At 36.7% G+C, this 17,343-nt stretch carries 17 protein-coding genes and 1 pseudogene; 7 read left to right on the top strand and 11 right to left on the bottom strand.

What is annotated here, in order from left to right; genetic code table 11:
• Entirely contained in the window at window positions 1-642 is a 642-nt protein-coding gene (locus tag I2F23_RS03290) for an SDR family oxidoreductase (RefSeq protein ID WP_195771140.1), read from the top strand.
• A gap of 188 nt (window positions 643-830) precedes the next feature.
• Window positions 831-1,808, top strand: coding sequence for an alpha/beta hydrolase (locus tag I2F23_RS03285; RefSeq protein WP_195771139.1), 978 nt, complete (start codon window positions 831-833; stop codon window positions 1,806-1,808).
• A 73-nt stretch (window positions 1,809-1,881) separates the two neighbouring features.
• Here the strand turns inward: I2F23_RS03285 and I2F23_RS03280 are convergent, their stop codons facing one another.
• Complete coding sequence (locus I2F23_RS03280) at window positions 1,882-3,066, bottom strand: MFS transporter (RefSeq protein ID WP_195771138.1); 1,185 nt, start codon at window positions 3,064-3,066, stop codon at window positions 1,882-1,884.
• 273 nt (window positions 3,067-3,339) lie between these two features.
• Here I2F23_RS03280 and I2F23_RS03275 point away from each other — a divergent pair, with 273 nt between their 5' ends.
• Window positions 3,340-4,404 (top strand): alpha/beta hydrolase, encoded by a 1,065-nt coding sequence (locus I2F23_RS03275; protein WP_195771137.1) that lies wholly within the window; start codon window positions 3,340-3,342, stop codon window positions 4,402-4,404.
• 497 nt (window positions 4,405-4,901) lie between these two features.
• Here I2F23_RS03275 and I2F23_RS03270 read toward each other — a convergent pair whose 3' ends face one another.
• The gene (locus I2F23_RS03270) at window positions 4,902-5,579 is read right to left on the bottom strand and encodes a VIT1/CCC1 transporter family protein (protein ID WP_195771136.1); all 678 of its coding nucleotides are present in this window, start codon (window positions 5,577-5,579) and stop codon (window positions 4,902-4,904) included.
• A gap of 191 nt (window positions 5,580-5,770) precedes the next feature.
• On the opposite strand from I2F23_RS03270, the pseudogene I2F23_RS03265 reads away from it, so the two are divergent.
• A pseudogene (locus I2F23_RS03265) lies at window positions 5,771-6,026 on the top strand (transposase); the annotation flags it as partial.
• 38 nt (window positions 6,027-6,064) lie between these two features.
• Here the strand turns inward: I2F23_RS03265 and I2F23_RS03260 are convergent.
• The gene (locus I2F23_RS03260; protein WP_407647990.1) at window positions 6,065-6,766 is read right to left on the bottom strand and encodes a copper resistance protein B; all 702 of its coding nucleotides are present in this window, start codon (window positions 6,764-6,766) and stop codon (window positions 6,065-6,067) included.
• Between the two features lie 28 nt (window positions 6,767-6,794).
• A complete protein-coding gene (locus tag I2F23_RS03255) occupies window positions 6,795-8,534 on the bottom strand; it encodes a copper resistance system multicopper oxidase (RefSeq protein ID WP_195771134.1) in 1,740 nt (579 codons plus the stop codon).
• Window positions 8,535-8,749: 215 nt separating this feature from the next.
• Here I2F23_RS03255 and I2F23_RS03250 point away from each other — a divergent pair, with 215 nt between their 5' ends.
• Both I2F23_RS03250 and I2F23_RS03245 read left to right on the top strand, forming a co-directional pair.
• The gene (locus I2F23_RS03250) at window positions 8,750-9,430 is read left to right on the top strand and encodes a heavy metal response regulator transcription factor (RefSeq protein ID WP_195771133.1); all 681 of its coding nucleotides are present in this window, start codon (window positions 8,750-8,752) and stop codon (window positions 9,428-9,430) included.
• A complete protein-coding gene (locus I2F23_RS03245; RefSeq protein WP_195771132.1) occupies window positions 9,420-10,793 on the top strand; it encodes a heavy metal sensor histidine kinase in 1,374 nt (457 codons plus the stop codon). Before I2F23_RS03250 ends, I2F23_RS03245 begins: the two co-directional genes overlap by 11 nt.
• 33 nt (window positions 10,794-10,826) lie before the next feature.
• Here the strand turns inward: I2F23_RS03245 and I2F23_RS03240 are convergent, their stop codons facing one another.
• The 7 genes from I2F23_RS03240 to I2F23_RS03210 all read right to left on the bottom strand — a co-directional run bounded on the left by I2F23_RS03240 (window position 10,827) and on the right by I2F23_RS03210 (window position 16,417).
• A complete protein-coding gene (locus I2F23_RS03240) occupies window positions 10,827-11,708 on the bottom strand; it encodes a copper resistance D family protein (protein WP_195771131.1) in 882 nt (293 codons plus the stop codon).
• 193 nt (window positions 11,709-11,901) lie between these two features.
• Window positions 11,902-12,279: a copper resistance CopC family protein gene (locus I2F23_RS03235; RefSeq protein WP_195771130.1), complete on the bottom strand. Its 378-nt coding sequence runs from the start codon at window positions 12,277-12,279 to the stop codon at window positions 11,902-11,904.
• 341 nt (window positions 12,280-12,620) lie between these two features.
• Window positions 12,621-12,848: a helix-turn-helix transcriptional regulator gene (locus I2F23_RS03230; RefSeq protein WP_195771129.1), complete on the bottom strand. Its 228-nt coding sequence runs from the start codon at window positions 12,846-12,848 to the stop codon at window positions 12,621-12,623.
• 92 nt (window positions 12,849-12,940) lie between these two features.
• Entirely contained in the window at window positions 12,941-13,816 is an 876-nt protein-coding gene (locus I2F23_RS03225) for a recombination directionality factor (RefSeq protein ID WP_195771128.1), read from the bottom strand.
• 128 nt (window positions 13,817-13,944) lie between these two features.
• Window positions 13,945-14,985 (bottom strand): YqaJ viral recombinase family nuclease, encoded by a 1,041-nt coding sequence (locus I2F23_RS03220; protein WP_195771127.1) that lies wholly within the window; start codon window positions 14,983-14,985, stop codon window positions 13,945-13,947.
• A 94-nt stretch (window positions 14,986-15,079) separates the two neighbouring features.
• Entirely contained in the window at window positions 15,080-16,114 is a 1,035-nt protein-coding gene (locus tag I2F23_RS03215) for a DUF932 domain-containing protein (protein WP_195771126.1), read from the bottom strand.
• 12 nt (window positions 16,115-16,126) lie between these two features.
• Window positions 16,127-16,417, bottom strand: a complete 291-nt coding sequence (locus I2F23_RS03210; RefSeq protein ID WP_195771125.1) for a hypothetical protein — start codon at window positions 16,415-16,417, stop codon at window positions 16,127-16,129.
• 553 nt (window positions 16,418-16,970) lie between these two features.
• Between I2F23_RS03210 and I2F23_RS03205 the strand changes: the two genes are divergently transcribed.
• Window positions 16,971-17,333 carry a hypothetical protein gene (locus tag I2F23_RS03205; protein WP_195771124.1) on the top strand — a complete coding sequence of 121 codons (363 nt, stop codon included), beginning with the start codon at window positions 16,971-16,973 and terminating at the stop codon, window positions 17,331-17,333.
• The last annotated feature ends 10 nt before the right edge of the window (window positions 17,334-17,343 follow it).

The following is a 17,343-nucleotide window of genomic DNA, read 5'->3' as shown; positions in this document are numbered from 1 at the left end:
GTGAAGAAAGTTCTTATATTGGGGGCAAATGGCCATACATCCCAAGAAATTATTCCTAGACTATTAAATCAAGATAACATAGGGATTACCCTATTTATTAGAAATATGAACGATAATCTTACTTTCATCCATCCAAAGATTAATTATGTTCAAGGTGATGCTCTCAATATAAATGATCTTAAAAAAGCTATGCAAGGCCAAAATATTATAGTTAGTACATTAGGTGGAATGGATTTAGACATCAAGACTAGTAACATCATACAAGCAATGCAATACAATAGCATTGAAAGATTAATTGCGATTAATGCAGGTGGAATTTATGATGAATTACCTGAACCATTCAACTCTTGGGACAAAAAAATGGTCGGATATACTCGACCAATTAATTTAAAAGCAGCAAATCTTATTGAGTCATCACAATTACAATATACAATCTTACGTCCTATCTGGCTTACAAATAAACCCATAGAAACATTTGAGCTGACCTATAAAGGAGAACCCTTTAAAGGGACGGAGACTTCCAGAGCGAGTATCGCTAAAATTATTGTAGATATTATAAAAGATCCATCTATTCAAACTAGAAAAAATATTGGTATCAGTCAACCAAATACTGATGGTACAAAACCTTTAGCATACCAATAAATACTTCTTTCCAGAGCATTCATGAGAATTACTCATAATACCATCCCATGTTTAGTAGTTTATCTTTATCAATAAATTTTCATAATAAATATGTGAGCAATCTTATTTCTACTTTAAAGTTTTTTATAAAAACAAAAGTAAGAATCAAGTATCAAACAGTCATCCAGTTAAATATTAAGGCAAAGTAAATGACCTCAACAACTCCAAACTTAGAACTAGAACAAAAATGGGATAAGACCTTTCCAAAAAGTTCAAAATTAGATCATTACAAAGTAACATTTAAAAATCGTTATGGCATTATATTAGTGGCTGACTTATATCAGCCCAAAGAAATACAAAAAAAATTACCTGCCATTATTGTCAGCGGTCCTTTTGGTGCAGTAAAAGAACAATCTTCTGGACTCTATGCACATACACTTGCTGAACGAGGCTTTATCACACTTGCATTTGATCCATCTTATACAGGTGAAAGTACAGGCGAACCGAGAAACATTGCTTCTCCTGATATCAACACGGAAGACTTTAGTGCAGCAGTAGACTTTATTGGCATTCAGACTAACGTTAACCAAGACCAAATTGGTATAGTCGGAATATGTGGTTGGGGTGGAATGGCCCTTAATGCAACAGCCATAGATAAACGTATTAAAGCTGTTGTAACGAGTACTATGTATGATATGACACGTTTAATGTCTAAAGGTTATAATGACAGTGTAACCCTTGAGCAGCGTACCCAAACACTCGAAAAGTTGAAACAACAACGCTGGGAAGATGCAAAAAATAGTAAGACCGCTTATGGACCAACCTCTTTAGAACTAAAAGGAGGTGAACCTCAGTTTGTAGTAGAGTATGCCGACTACTATAAAACTCCACGTGGTTTTCACCCACGTGCAATTAATTCAAATGCCTCATGGTCGCTAACAACACCATTATCATTCATGAATATGCCAATTTTAACTTATATCAAAGAAATATTTCCAAGACCGATTTTATTTATTCATGGGGAAAATGCCCATTCTCGTTATTTCAGTGAAACTGCTTATAACGAAGCGGTTGAACCTAAAGAATTACTAATCATTCCTAATGCAAACCATACTGATCTTTACGACCGTGTTGATATCATTCCATTTGATAGAATTACTGACTTTTTTAATAAAAACCTCAAATAATAGACAGCTCCTACAAAGTTCATGAAGAACTTTGTAGGAGGTTAAGATATCTTAGAAAAATATCATTGCTATTTTATTTTTTTGCTAAATATACTGTCAATATAGCTGATATCGTTAAAATTATAGCACTCACTGCAAAAGCCAATTGATACCCACTATAATCAAAAAGAATCCCTCCTAGAGTAGAACCCAAAGCGATAGCCAATTGTATAACAGCAACCATTAACCCTCCTCCAAGCTCAGCATCATCAGGTAAAGTACGAGCTAGCCAACTCCACCACCCTACAGGCGATGCGGTTGCTAAAAATCCCCATAAGCCAAGTAATATCGCCACTGCTAGTTGCTGCATACCAAAAAAGATAAGTGATAAAGCAATAATTGCCATGATCATAGGTATCGTAATCAACGTTGTGTAGAATTTCCTTTTCAAGAATAGATTTACAACACTTGTACCGATTAGACCCATTACTCCAATACCTAATAAAATTAGAGATAACTTAGATACATCAACTTTAGTTACTGTTTCTAAAAAAGGTCTTACATAAGTATAGAGTGCAAACTGCCCCATAAAAAAAAGACTAACTGAAAGCATTCCAACTGTGACTATAGAGTTTCTGAATAAACTTATAATAGATGGTTGTCTGCTAGCTTTCTTCGAGATTTTTTGTGGCATTGAAGGTAAGCTAAAGAACTGCCAAACCCAAGTCAAAACAGCTATAGGAACCAAACAAAAGAAAGCACCTCGCCAGCCAATAATAGCTCCCAAGTAACTTCCTAAAGGTGCAGCAACAACCATTGCTAAAGCATTTCCTCCATTAAATATTGCTAAAGCTCGAGGTACATCAGGTTCTGGGACTAATCGCATGGCTATAGCAACAGACAAAGACCAAAAACCACCTATTACCATTCCAATGAATGCACGACCAATCATATACATCGTATAATTCTGAGCCAAAGAAACAATAAGCCCTGAAATAGCCATTATTGCTGTTAAGATTAACAATAAATGTTTTCTATCTATTCCTTTAGCTAGATAGGATATTGTTAAACTTGTTATTACAGCAAAGATACCCGAAACAGTGATTCCCTGCCCAGCTAACCCTTCTGTAATATGTAAATCTTGAGCAATTGTAGTCAATAAACTAACTGGCATAAATTCAGAAGCAATTAATGCGAAAACACATAAAGCCATTGCAAATACGCCACTCCAATAAGCAGGCCTTTCCAGCCTCTTATCCTTATTTAAAGTACTAGGCATCTTTATTCTCACTATAAAGAAAATATAATTATAAAAATAATCTTAAATAAGAATAAGTTGCTTAAACCGAATAGAGTCATGTATTTAATTCATGAATTAGCTTTATAAAAATAAAATAAATATTATTTTTGCTTATCACTTCATCAAAATACGCTTTATTAATGAGTAAAAATCATAAGTCTATTATGTTTTTATGGACTAATTTATGTCCCCTAAGATTAGTAAAATGACCTCAATATCATATTTTTGTCAGTAATTTTAAGGATATTAAGGATGCAAATAAATCTTCAAAAACTCCATCACATGGCTTTAACAGTAGCAATTACAGCTACGGTCAGCCTATTTTCATCAGCATCCGTAATGGCAGCAGATATGTCAAATGGTGCAAATAACTTTTATCAAAGTAACCAAGTCATTATCAAGAAAGTTTCTTTTAAGAACCAATATGGAATGAAGATAGTTGGTAATTTAGTTTTACCTAAAAATCTAAGTAAAAATACAAAAGCTTCTGCGATTATTGTAGGAAGTCCAATGGGTGCAGTAAAAGAGCAAAGCTCTATGCTTTATGCACAAAAACTTGCAGAACAAGGATTTGTCACATTAGCGATCGACCAATCATTTTGGGGGGAAAGTGAAGGTAGCCCAAGAAATGCAGTAGCACCTGATATATATGCAGAAGCATTTAGTGCTGCTGTTGATTACTTAGGAACTCGCAATTTTATTAATCCTAAGAAAATTGGTGTTTTAGGAATTTGTGGTAGTGGTAGCTTTGTAATTAGTGCTGCTAAAATTGATCCACGTATGAAAGCGATTGCTACTGTAAGCATGTATGATATGGGTGGTGCTAACCGCAATGCTTTAAATCATTCTTTAAGTATCGAGCAAAGAAAACAAATTATTGCAGAAGCTGCAGCTCAACGTTATAAAGAGTTTGAGGGTCAAAAGCCAGCTTATACCAGTGGTACAGTTCATAAACTAACAGCAGATACTCCTGCTATTCAACGTGAGTTCTATGACTTTTACCGTACTCCAAGAGGAGAGTTTACTCCTGAAGGTGCTGATCCTCTTGGGACAACTCATCCTACTTTAACAAGTAATGTGAAGTTTATGAATTTCTATCCATTTAATGATATTGAAATGATTTCACCTCGCCCAATGTTATTCATAACAGGTGATCAAGCACATTCAAAAGAGTTTAGTGAAGATGCATATAAACATGCTGGTGAGCCTAAAGAATTATATTATGTTAAAGGTGCAGGACATGTTGACCTATATGATCGTGTTAATCTCATTCCATTTGATAAATTAACTTCTTTCTTTAAAAACAATCTAAAGTAAATTAATCATTTAAGAGCTGTATACTCAAAAGTATATAGCTCTTTTCATTCATCTTGAAAATTAAATAAAGAATTAATCATAGCTCTCATTTATATCTAAGTTTTGGAATTTTCAGGTTCTCTGGAACCGTTCGTTTTATTAAGTTACTTTCAATAGCAAGATTCAAATAGTTTTTGAAATGTTACCAATGTGAAAGACTAATTAACCCATGAGCTCAATCAGACTATACTCTTGCTCTTTGTTCATCCGAGCAATGAGCTGACTTACATATGCTTGAGCTTGAGCGGTATCTTGATCGCTAACTTGAGCGGTCATGTTTGAGTTTAAAATAGCATCTAAGATTATCTCTAGTATGAATTCTCTAAAATTTACTATACATAGAAATTTTGATTTAAAGATATGTAGTCACAACAGTTTTATTATCTCCCATGACCTTAAAAATAGTTTCATGGGAGTAATAGCTTAGCCAACTTTTTTAATTCGATATCTCTTTTTAATTACTTAAAAATGCTTCCCACACTAAATGTAACAAACATAGAGAATCCTCCCCAGAATACAATTCTCATAATACTTTTATGTATTTTTAATCCACTCATATAACCTGAAAAACCACCCAAAATAGTCAGTGCAATAATTCCTGACATAATAATGCTAAATTCCATATGCTCTTTGAGCGAAAAAATTATAGACATTAGGGGAATAATACCCCCCAAAAAAAATGCTACTGCTGATGAAAAAGCAGCAAGTAATGGCTGTGCAGCTCCTTGATCGTTAATGCCTATTTCATCTCGAGCATGGGCTTCTAATGCATTGTGTTCTGTGAGTTGAATAGCTACCTCTCGTGCAAGTTTCTCATCCAAGCCTCGGCTTATATAAATATTTTGCAGCTCTTTCAACTCTTTTTCAGGATTATAATATAACTCTGTTTCTTCTTTTTTTAAATCAGACCTTTCGATATCCTGCTGTGATTTCACTGAGATATATTCCCCAGCCGCCATCGCAAAAGCCCCTGAAGCAATCGCTGCTATACATGTTATAACAATTGTTTGGTTACTAGCCCCTCCAGCTATAACTCCAAGCAATAAACTAGTAACAGATATAATTCCATCGTTTGCCCCTAATATAGATGCTCTTAACCACCCTGAATTTGCTGAATAATGATGCTCATCATGCATAATAAACCTATACTTTAAGATTAGAATCCATACAAAAATATATGAATAATATTAAGAATTTATTAATAAAATTAAATAAAAACAATAACTTATAAAGTTAACACTAATTATTATCTTTTAGTTTAAAAACAACATAAGTAGAAAATAATCCATAACAAAAGGAAAAAAGGAGCTTTCGCTCCCCTAAGTTGAAAAGTATCCAACCAATATTTAGCTATCCAGCTGAAATCCGTCATGCAATTTATACAACGAATGCAATTGAATCGTGTAATACGTCACTCAACGAAAAAGCGTAAAATATTCTCTTCAGATGATTCGGTGAAAAAAGAGATTTTCTTAGCCACATCAAATACAGCTAAGAAGTGGACAATGCCGATTCAAAATTGGCGTTTAGCAATAAATTGGTTTACGATTAATTTCGATGACCGATTAAAAGGTCATTTATAAAAAGTGGAACTTACACAAAATAATTTACAGGCCCATATTTAAAAAACTAACTCTACACCTAAACCATATCGCCAACCCTTTTCAACAGTTGTACCTTTCTTTCCTTTCTCATAGGCATAAGCCACATCTACAAAAGGACGAATTCGCTTATTAATCTCATAACGAGTTTTTATCCCTGTTTGAAGTTCCGATAAGCCTAATTTTGAAGCTTCTTTAGCTTGATCACGAAAAATAAATTCTGCATCTACATACGGTTGTGTAATAAGTTTCTGAGTCAACAAAAAATCTCTTTCAAGTTCTACACTAGCACCTAAAAAACCATACTGACCTGCATAAAGATAAGCCTTTGTTTCAAAAAAGTAAGGAGCTAAACCTAGAACACCAATCACAGCATTAATACGCTGACTATCTGAGTTATTTCGTTCCGCCTGATATTTTAAACCTGCTTGAATATCCCAAAAGTCAGCAACATTACGACTATATAATGTAGACACATTATAATTTGGTTGATGGCTTTCTCCTTTGTTAAAATTGGCATTAACAAATAAACGGTTTTCATCTGTACCAATCAAGCTTTCTAAACTTGAGCCAAAAGTCCCTTGACTATCTTTATTCAAAGACCATTCATTGGTAAATTTAGTCACTTGATATATTTGTGCACCATGCTCTACTAAATGCTGGTTATGACTATTATTTGTACTGCTTGCAACACTCAGCTGAGAGAGTCCAAGCAATGTCATAGATACGATCATTTTAAAAATCATCTGATTAGTGATTTTCATGTAGATTTACCTCCTGCTTTTGTACAGGTGTATTTACATTGGCAACTACAAGTTTATTCATCATACCTGCCGCCATATGGTACATCAGGTGACAATGTATTGCCCACTCACCCAATTCATCAGCTGTGAGTAATGCAGTAACAGTCTGACCTGGTGGCACAATTAAAGTATGCTTATTGGGCATATTGCTTGGGTCTTGACCATTTTCAAGTTGCATAAACATACCGTGTAAATGCATTGGATGTGCCATCATACTTTCATTGACAAATTTTAAACGTACACGTTCACCATATTTCACAGTTAAAGGCTGTGGTGATTCACTATACTTTTGCCCATTCATGGTCCAAATATAACGCTCCATATTACCACCTAAACGAACTTCGATTTCACGATCAGGTGCTCTGGTATCTTTTTGTGGCGTTAATGATTTTAAGTCACTATATTGCAATGCCTTTTCACCCATTGGTGTTGATGCATTCGCCCAACCATACACAGGATCTGTGGCATTCTTAGTAGAACTATCTTTTTTCATGGTCGACATATTATGCCCTGCATGCGATGACATATCATGATTCATACTTCCCATATCCATATCACCCATGTCCATATCACCCATGCCCATTGAAGACATATCGTGACCTGCATGCCCCATACCCATATCTTGCATGGTTAACAAAGCACGAGGGCGTGGCTTAGGCATCTCAATCTGTTTTACAGGTACGGTATTGGCATTGTGTAATGTACCAATGGAAAAACCGCTACGATCAATCGACTCTGCTTGAATCTGATAATTGGCTTGTTTCGGCTCGACCACCACATCATAAGTTTCTGCTGTGCCTATACGAAACTCATCGACAGGAACAGGTTTTACAGGTTGACCATCCGCGGCAACTACAGTCATTTTCAGATTTGGAATACGTACATCAAACAAAGACATCGCCGATGCATTAATAAAGCGTAAACGAATTTTTTCACCTGATTTGAACTCACCTGTCCAATTTTGTTCAGGGGTTTTGCCATTCATTAAACAGGTATAACCCGTGACATCAGACATATCAGTTTTTAGCATACGCATTTGATTCCACATTGAACGATCTTTCCATGTGGCCTTCAAACCATCTCGTTTCACCTGCTTCAGTACATCAAAAACCGTTTCTCGCTGATCTTGATAATAATCAGCCTCTTTTTTAAGATTTTTCATGATGTCATCACTACCTGAATTGTGAAAATCAGACAACAACACCACATAGTCACGATCTGTTTTTTCATAACTTGCCAGTGGAATTTTACCTTTTGGATAAATAACCAATGGGCCATAGAGTCCGTCTTGCTCTTGTCCTTTACTGTGAGAGTGATACCAATACGTACCATTTTGAATGACTTTAAATTTGTATTCATAGGTCTGATTAGGGCCTATCCCATTAAACTGATTAAGTCCTGGCACACCATCCATAACACCTGGTAAAATAAGTCCATGCCAATGTAATGAAGTATCTTGATTTTTCAAATTGTTATGTACACGAATAACAGCATCATCACCTTCCTCAAATTCAAGTAAAGGGGCTGTAAACTTACCGTTCACAGTCAGTCTTTTCAGTGATTTTCCTGTCACATTGACATTCTTTTTATCAATCGTGAGATCATATGTTTTTACAGCTGCTGTTGCCCAAGTCGATGACAACACCCCTGCGCTGAGCAATAAAATATGAATAAAACGTTTTGACATAGCAATTACTCTTAAAAAACTATATGTATTCAGGTCAAAGATGTATCAACTCTGCTTGATAACTTATTTTTGATTCCAACTTACCTTAAAGAATTAAAATAAAAGAATGCCCCCAACATCTAAGTGACACGAAAATGACATCTTTGTAATACACGAATTTTTTAAATTTATTTCGCTATGATACGACCTATGCCACATTAATTTGAGGAATCGATATGAAAATATTACTCGCTGAAGATGAGTTAAAAACAGGTGACTATCTCACCCAAGGATTAACTGAGTCAGGTTATATTACCGATTGGGTGAAAGATGGTATAAGTGCTCAACATCAGGCACTTTATGAAGAGTATGATTTAATTATTTTAGATGTCATGCTACCCAAACTCGATGGCTGGCATGTCATTCAAGAAATTCGAAAACAGGGTAAAAGCATGCCCATTTTATTTTTAACTGCAAAAGATCAAATAGAAGATCGCGTCAAAGGACTAGACTTAGGGGCAGATGACTACCTCATCAAACCATTTGCCTTTGCTGAGCTTTTAGCACGGATCAAAAGCCTATTACGCCGTGGACAACAGCAACGAGAAGAAAATAATATTTGTATTGCCGACCTTGAACTTGATCTCATTAAACGCCGTATTACTCGTTCAGGGCAACGAATTGATCTAACAGCCAAAGAATTTGCTCTAATGGAGCTTTTTATGCGTAGACAAGGTGAAATTTTACCTAGAACTCTCATTGCGTCACAAATATGGGATATGAATTTTGATAGCGACACCAATGTGGTTGAAGTTGCTATCAAACGCCTAAGAAGTAAAATTGATAATGGCTTCAGCCCAAAACTCATACAAAATGTTCGGGGCATGGGCTATGTGTTAGAGGTCAATGATGATTAAACTTCTCAACACCATTAGCTTTAAAATTGCGATTATTTTTTCTATTTGTACTGTCATTCTTCTTATCAGTATGGGTTTTATGATTCATCATTTAGTGACCCAACACTTTTCGATGCAAGATCGTGCACAACTCGAAGGTAAAATCCAACTCATACAACATATTTTAAAACAAGATAACATTAACCCAGACCAGCTCAATACATATTTAACAGATGCACTGGTAGGTCATCATAATTTAGTGGTTCAAATTGAGCGTCCGATTGGTCATATTATTTTCCAATCCGCACCTCAATACATCAATAAAGACCAGCTTAAGAAACCAGTACTAGATAGCTTTTGGTTTAACTGGGAAAATCAGCATAAGATTTATCATGGCTTGGTATATGAACAACACGATGGCAATACAACCACGCCACCCATACAAATTATTGTTGGCATTGACACATCAGAACACCTACATTTTTTACATGATTTCAGAGACCAACTCTTATATATCGGATTAGCTGGCACAACATTCATTATGTTTTTTGGTTGGTTAGCTGCATGGCGAGGATTGCGGCCTATCAAAAAAATGGCACAAGTTGCCGAAGGCATTTCAGCACAACATTTATCTGAGCGTTTAGAAATACATCACATTCCTTTGGAGCTACAACCACTGGCGATTGCTTTTAATGACATGCTTGACCGTTTAAAAGCCGCTTTAGCCAAGCTTTCCGATTTTTCTTCAGATTTAGCACATGAAATTCGTACACCACTCAACAATCTAATGACACAAACCCAAGTGTGTGTATCTCGCCCTCGCCAAATCAATGATTACAAGGAAGTCTTATTTTCAAATTTAGAAGAGTTAGAACATTTATCACGTATGATTTCAGATATGTTATTTCTAGCAAAAACAGAACATGGACTACACATCACACAACGACAGCAGATTCATCTAGAACATGAAATACAGACTTTAATTGACTTTTATGATGCAGTTGCCGCAGAGAAAGAGATAACTTTCCAACATATTGGCACAGCGACTGTACATGCTAACCCCTCCCTTTTACGCCGTGCGTTAAGTAACTTATTTTCAAATGCGATTAAATATGGTCAAGCTCAATCTGTCATTGAAACGCAATGTGAACGCCTGAACAAAAAAACCATTTTCTCCATAACAAATAAAGGACCTGAACTGTCTCAAGAGCAGTTATCTCGTCTATTTGATCGATTTTACCGAACAGATGCCTCTAGACAACGTATGGAGGATGGAACAGGCTTAGGACTCGCTATTACCAAATCTATTTTAGATTTACACGGTGCATCAATTAAAGTGACATCATGTGATGGTGAAATTACCTTTACCATCACATTTGAGTAATACAACTATGACAATACAACAGATCAAGACACTTTACTCAATCCCAACCACCGTCGTAATATAACCTGTTGTTGCCAAGATACTTAAACCTATAAGTATTTCAAAAAAAATAGCATAGGTCAGTTTTTTAGCAAATGTAGGGATTTCTAGGCGTGGGGTTAAATACCACTTATTGACCGCAGCAAGCAATAAAATAACTGCTACCAAACAGAGTTTAAGAATAAATCCATAGCCATATGCTGTAGTGAGTAACACATCTACATGCTTAATTAATAGCAATGCAACACTCAAGCCACACAACAGCAATATCACCATCATCACCGATGCAATACGACCAAACAAATGAATACGTTGTTGCAGTTCAAGACCTGAAATTTTTAAAGTTGCCATACACAAAGGGTACAATGACCCCATCCACAAAGACATCACCAATACATGCACTGACAACAATATTTGAGGAAATATAGATAAGTTTGCACTATGCCCAAGTTGTGAAAAACTATATATGATTGGAATCAGCAAGAAAAAAAAGCTCACTTTCTCCCACATATACATTCGTACCTTATGATGCGTAAATATTCCTCCCATCAAGGCAATGAGTAACGCAAAACAAGTAATCCGTACAACATGTACCATACCTGTCGCTGTACTTAAAATGATCTTTGCATAATTGGTATCAAACATGCCTAAAATACCAGCATCTGCAAAACTACCAATTAACACACCTAAACCGAGTAAACTAGAAAAAAAACCCAAACATGTACTAAACCCAATGTAATGTAATATTTTTTTTTGAAAATCTAAATATCTATAAAAAAGAAAATAACAAAATAAACCACCAATAATACATGCGACACTTAAATACAAAGTAACCTTTGTTATCCAGTTGGCATACTCCCAATATTCTGAACCCATTCCGCTACCCAAATTTACGTATTTAGCTCAAATATGACTTCAAACAATTTAAAAGACCTCGTAAAAAAGCTCAAAATCTCATGTGAATTTAGAAATTTACCACAGCAAAAACTATGATTTGATCTCCCAAGAAGCAAATATCATCTAAAGCATTTGATCACATCTGTATGATCAAATGCTTTTTACAATACTATTATTTACTCTCAATACTAAAAGTATAAGTCCCTTTCATGTGATGACCATCTTTACCCATAGCAGCCCAGCCCACCATATATTTTCCTTGTGTAAGTCCTGTCACAGGAATATCAAAAGATTTTTTCATACTATGATCCATACTGTAATCAACAGGTATGCTGTTTTTTTGGCTATCTATCACTTTCATCGACATTAACATCACTTCATCACCAAAATTTAAAGTAATTTTACTTGGAGCGGTGGTAACCGATGCATTAATTTCAGGCGTTGCACTCTCAAGTTGAACATGAGCAAATACACTGCTTGCAGAGGCAAAAAGAACTGTACCTAATAGCACAGTTTTAAATTTAGAAAATTGTTTATTAAGCTTTGTCATGAATGAGCCCTTATCCAATAAAATCGTTGTTGCATCAGTGCATCTATAAAAGATTGTCTGCGTGTTTATTGTATTATCCAAAATAAGAGATACATTGAAGTGACTTGAAAATTACATTTTTGTTATTTAACTTAAACTTTTTTAATTTGTAAAAGAAATTATTCTAGTTTGAATAAGGTATCTAAACAACTTAAAACCAAGCATAGCTAAAATAACACTCTGATATTTACTCCATGATATAAAAAGTGTGCTTTCTGTTCGCCGATTAGCCTAGCATTATTATTCATAAAACATCATTAAGATTACTTTTAAGTTAGATAAAAAGGGAGATTCCACTCCCTTTATCGATTTGCCAACTTCTTTTCAATCCACTGATGAATTTCCCAAGCTGACCAACCAATACGCTTAGATGTAATTGTTACTTTTTTAGGAAATGTTGAATCATAGTATTGAGAATCCTCATCCATCATTTCATAAATCGTTGAACGACTTACACCAAGGATTTCAACAACCTGTTTAATATTGATTAACTGATTGATCTGAAAAGTTTGCCCTACAAATGTCGTCATGCTTCTTCTCCATTTTACGGAGCGTCGGATTACGCTCAAATGATAGGGCAACACCTTATTTTTCTACACATTTGAGCCATAACCCTTCAACTTCAACTCACCGACTGAACCGATGACTTCAAACCATGTTGTAAATCCATGACATCCATCTTCTGTTCTTTTAACGATTGAGCATCTTCGCTTTCATCTATCACTTCTTCTTCTGCTTCCTCCAAATCAAAACACACTGCTTGATAACCCAACTTCGCTACCGCATCGAGTTGACTTTGGTCAAAGCCACTCTCTTTCGCTTTCTGATCTAACTCTTTGGCTTGTTGAATCGCATCTTGTAAAGACACCCCTTCAGGCAAAGTTAAATCGACATAGTAAATTGGCGTACGGTAACTCTGCGTTGTGCTTTTTCCTCTGAGCACCAATTGCAATGGTAGACATGACAAACGGTCTTTTGAGGCTGCTTGGTAATAAGCAAGCCGTGCTGCAAGTGTACGAATACTATTAAAGCCTGTGGTTCTAAATACAAATGTACCGAGTTCATCACTTTCATCTAAGTTCACATACAAACGACCATATGGTTTACATGCACCATTTTGTCCCATCGGACATAAATGTGGTGTTGGACAGACTTGCTTTTCCACCCCTTGCTGTGTCATGCGATGACAGACTTCGCCATTACCTACACAGATCGGACGACCTGTTTGTCGATCAAACAAGTTATATTCAGCACGTAAGTTCAGCTCAGGATCATTAAAGATCATCCGCACTGGAATCTGACGTAATTTGGCATCACCATTATTTACTCTTAGCTTGTCATCTAAGGGGTGCTTTACCCACCCCTCCTTATTTTGAATTTGACTGGTAATGGTAAACTGATCATCTTTTTCAGGTTGACGTTTACCATTCTTTTCAACAACACGACCAATGCTAATTCTGCCTAACACTGGCGGTGTGATTAATAAACCTTTCATCATCTAAATCACCTTTATCTTTTCTTGAGTTATAAAAAAATCCCACTGCGTTGGCAGTGGGATGGATTTGTTTATGCTATGGATTGCTTTTTACTCTACTTAGGCTTTTAGCATCTAGAATCTGTATTGATCTAGTCAGTATAGATTTGAAAACGACGACTGCCTTCTTTTACTTCTCCATACTGTTCTAACAACTCAGGCTGTGCTTTAAGCAGTTTCTTACTGTCTAAGCTCACTCGATCCTTCGATGCTTTCCACGTCACCATGCCTCGTTGAAAGATGGCTTTTTCTGCATGCTTCATGCGCATTTGAATGTGCTGTTTTAACAACTCAAATTGCTTTTGATGTGTTTCAACCTTTTCTTTTTCAAGCAAGAGATCATCGAATAAGCTATTCGCTAAACCATCTTCTTTAAAGTCTTCACTCTCTAAAGGTTCATGTTTCGGATACAGTTGTTGAATGGCACTGGCTGCCGACTTTGATGCATCAGGTTCAGGTGGTCGGTCATCTATTACACACTGCCAAAAGTAACGCTCTGACTGAATTAGAACTTGAATGACTTGTTCATTGCGTGTGACTTTAAAGATTTGTGTTTCATGACCACATAGTAGTACACAGACATGGGCAGCTTGTTTACCTGTCACTGCCAATTGATGTTGTACTTGGCAAAGTACATACAGTGGTACACCATCCTTCCATAACCGACTACCATATTGCCCTGCGGTTTTACATTCTAAGATTTGAATGTCTTCTGCACCGATCACGGCATAATCTAGATTGGCTAACATAAATGACTTATCTTCATCAGGATGTTGCAAGACTGCATTAACTCGTCTAACTTTATGCCCTGTATATTGTTGATAGAAATCGGCAATTAGTGGTTCAAGCTGATGCCCCCAATATAAAGGGTTATTGCCATTGCTTGCTTCATTTTGTGGACTAGAAGGTGCTCTGCCTGTTTTCAACATCCAGAGTTCAAGCATACTCATATATGGATTAAGTCCACATGCAGCCGCAGCATCACTACTGCCAATGCCTTGGCGTCTAACCTCTAACCATTTGCTGTAATCCATACCTTTGGTATTCGCAACACGTTTCGGAGTGACTGGTTTTGAAGATAATGGTTTTGGTAAATATGGGCTTGGTTGTGGTGTAATCATAGGTTGGTTCATATTGACCTCAATAGAATAAAATGTGGCATAAAAAAAGCCATGCCCCTTTCGGGACATGGCTTTATGTTTTAGTGTGATAGATAAATTTTGCTAACTAAGCAACAAATGCTCTTGCTTGTTCAAGCGCACGTTGCTTTAGATTCGCTCCTGCTCCAAACCATGCAGAATCTAAACGATGGTCATTACTCATGGCACGTCGTTCATGATCGACAAACTCCGTCATGGAACAGAGCAACCCATAAGCGGTATCTTTGGCTGAAGAGAGTGTTGCTCCTCGCCCCTGTCCATTAAACATCTCCATAGCTTTACTCATCGCACGACCATTGGGTTCTGCTTTGGCATCTTGGTTTGCTTGGTTTTGTTCATCGACATGACGATAAAACTGAATCAGATTGTCTTCAGGAGAGACCATCGAGGTATTGTTAAACACCGCATTCAAGTAATTGGATGCTTCTTGCTGTGTAACTTTACGCTGAGACAATTGTTTCATCTCATACATGTGTTCATCCCATGCACGAACTGAAACCCCCAATTGCTGTTTCACTTTCTCTGCATCGAAATGCGTACTGTGAGGGACTTTCACCATCCCTGCATTGGCGGTTGCACCCTTAAGCGCAATGGCTAAAGTGTTGTTACACACCACACGAATAGATGTAAATTGAGCTGTCGTCGCTAATGTCCCATCACATGCAGTTGCCAATAAGATATAGCCATTGCTGACATCTTTACCTTTTAAAGCGGTTGTTTGTCCTGTACGTGCCAATGCCCAGAACTTCTTACCACCTTTAAGTACACCTGCGGTTTCTAGCTCAAAACCTGATTGCTCAGTGAGATCACGATAAAATTCAAGAATCTCTAACGGTTGAACTTCTTTATAACGTTGGCTTACTACTGACAAAGGTGCATGCGTGTCTGAACGATACAATACTCGTTGCTCCTCATAAGGAAGAATGATTTGCTGTGCTTTATCATTCTCAGCAAAGTAACTGACATTGGATGATTCAATACGCCAATCCATTCCTGCTTGCTTTGCCCACACTTCAATCGGTTGCTTAGGCATTAATTGCTCACCTAAACCATGCCAAGGTGTATCACCAACATACGCCATACTTTCAACTTGATGTGCCATTTTCATTGCTCCTTAATAAAAATATTGACCACAATCATCACATTGAAAACATTGCACAGGTCTTGCTTGTCTTTTAGGCTCAGGATCACTAAACACACCACCCAATACACTTCCTACAACTGCACCTGCAATACCCCCAAATAGAGGAGAAATCCCTAACGGGACTGTCTTCGATAAAGATGCACCAATGGTGGCAAAAGAAGCTGCTGAAGAAAGCGATGATGTATTGTGTTGCTCTGATGCTGTCGGTTGTACTGCACGACTCACACGGGTGGAATCACAATAAGGACAATAAATACTCATAATAAAAAACCTCTAGATCATATATAGAATGGTCATCTCTCCAACAAAGAAAAGATGTTTCTCATCTAGATGATATATATCTGAAATATTTTTTAATTCGTCCAAAAGCAATACATAACCCGAAATAGCACAGATCTGAATTGACGATTAAAACTGCTCCGATTATCATTAGCTCGCTGGCCTACATTGCCAGACGGTTTTGACAGACCGATCATACAGCGCATCAGGTGAAAGTACTCCTGAGTATCACACTTGTGCGAACACCTTCTCGTCCCCCTTTGCGGTAGAACGGGAGGGGGACGCCTTCGTGCGTGCTGGTTTCTGTATGTCCAGTCTGTCAACCCTCTTTCGTTCTGCCACCATCTCAATTGACAGTGAGTGATTGGCAGAATTTGAACAACATACAGGATCAAATCTCATGCAAACATCTATCACGCTTATTCCCATACCCAACAACTTAAAACCATTATCTCTACCTTGAATCTGTACTGACTTCTCATCTCTGAAACATACAACAATCAAATACAACTGCCGTTTAAGGTAGGGATAACCCATGACTAAAATAGTTTTAAGTCTATGTGTACTCTTTGCACTGAGTGCATGTAGCAGTAACGATAACAATGATTCATCTGCTTCAGATAAAGCCCCCGTCGAACTCAGCTTTAGTACCGATGAAGCACCCAATGAATACTACCCTTTTCCATACATTAGCTATCTCAATATTGAATCCGTCGTAGATCATGTATCGATCCTGAATGTTTCCATCAACCGTGGAAACTGCTCAGTCTCATCTTGGATTGGCAATACATACCTGAAGTTTGGCCGATCAAGACAAGCCAGCTTACTTTGCCAAGACACACAAGTAAAAGAAGTCGTTGTAGATACAGATCAAGGTAGCTACACCTTTAATTTTTAACAATAAGAAT

This window comes from Acinetobacter pollinis, from assembly GCF_015627175.1.
Taxonomy (GTDB): domain Bacteria; phylum Pseudomonadota; class Gammaproteobacteria; order Pseudomonadales; family Moraxellaceae; genus Acinetobacter; species Acinetobacter pollinis.
This window is presented reverse-complemented; position numbering and strand designations above follow the sequence as displayed.

Bases quoted from the DNA above. Each gene is read 5' to 3' on its own strand.
- I2F23_RS03285 (WP_195771139.1), top strand. From the start codon at position 831: ATGACCTCAACAACTCCAAACTTAGAACTAGAACAAAAATGGGATAAG.
- I2F23_RS03280 (WP_195771138.1), bottom strand. From the start codon at position 3,066: ATGCCTAGTACTTTAAATAAGGATAAGAGGCTGGAAAGGCCTGCTTAT.
- I2F23_RS03275 (WP_195771137.1), top strand. From the start codon at position 3,340: ATGCAAATAAATCTTCAAAAACTCCATCACATGGCTTTAACAGTAGCA.
- I2F23_RS03270 (WP_195771136.1), bottom strand. From the start codon at position 5,579: ATGCATGATGAGCATCATTATTCAGCAAATTCAGGGTGGTTAAGAGCA.
- I2F23_RS03260 (WP_407647990.1), bottom strand. From the start codon at position 6,766: ATGACATTGCTTGGACTCTCTCAGCTGAGTGTTGCAAGCAGTACAAAT.
- I2F23_RS03255 (WP_195771134.1), bottom strand. From the start codon at position 8,534: ATGTCAAAACGTTTTATTCATATTTTATTGCTCAGCGCAGGGGTGTTG.
- I2F23_RS03250 (WP_195771133.1), top strand. From the start codon at position 8,750: ATGAAAATATTACTCGCTGAAGATGAGTTAAAAACAGGTGACTATCTC.
- I2F23_RS03245 (WP_195771132.1), top strand. From the start codon at position 9,420: ATGATGATTAAACTTCTCAACACCATTAGCTTTAAAATTGCGATTATT.
- I2F23_RS03240 (WP_195771131.1), bottom strand. From the start codon at position 11,708: ATGGGTTCAGAATATTGGGAGTATGCCAACTGGATAACAAAGGTTACT.
- I2F23_RS03235 (WP_195771130.1), bottom strand. From the start codon at position 12,279: ATGACAAAGCTTAATAAACAATTTTCTAAATTTAAAACTGTGCTATTA.
- I2F23_RS03230 (WP_195771129.1), bottom strand. From the start codon at position 12,848: ATGACGACATTTGTAGGGCAAACTTTTCAGATCAATCAGTTAATCAAT.
- I2F23_RS03225 (WP_195771128.1), bottom strand. From the start codon at position 13,816: ATGATGAAAGGTTTATTAATCACACCGCCAGTGTTAGGCAGAATTAGC.
- I2F23_RS03220 (WP_195771127.1), bottom strand. From the start codon at position 14,985: ATGAACCAACCTATGATTACACCACAACCAAGCCCATATTTACCAAAA.
- I2F23_RS03215 (WP_195771126.1), bottom strand. From the start codon at position 16,114: ATGGCACATCAAGTTGAAAGTATGGCGTATGTTGGTGATACACCTTGG.
- I2F23_RS03210 (WP_195771125.1), bottom strand. From the start codon at position 16,417: ATGAGTATTTATTGTCCTTATTGTGATTCCACCCGTGTGAGTCGTGCA.
- I2F23_RS03205 (WP_195771124.1), top strand. From the start codon at position 16,971: ATGACTAAAATAGTTTTAAGTCTATGTGTACTCTTTGCACTGAGTGCA.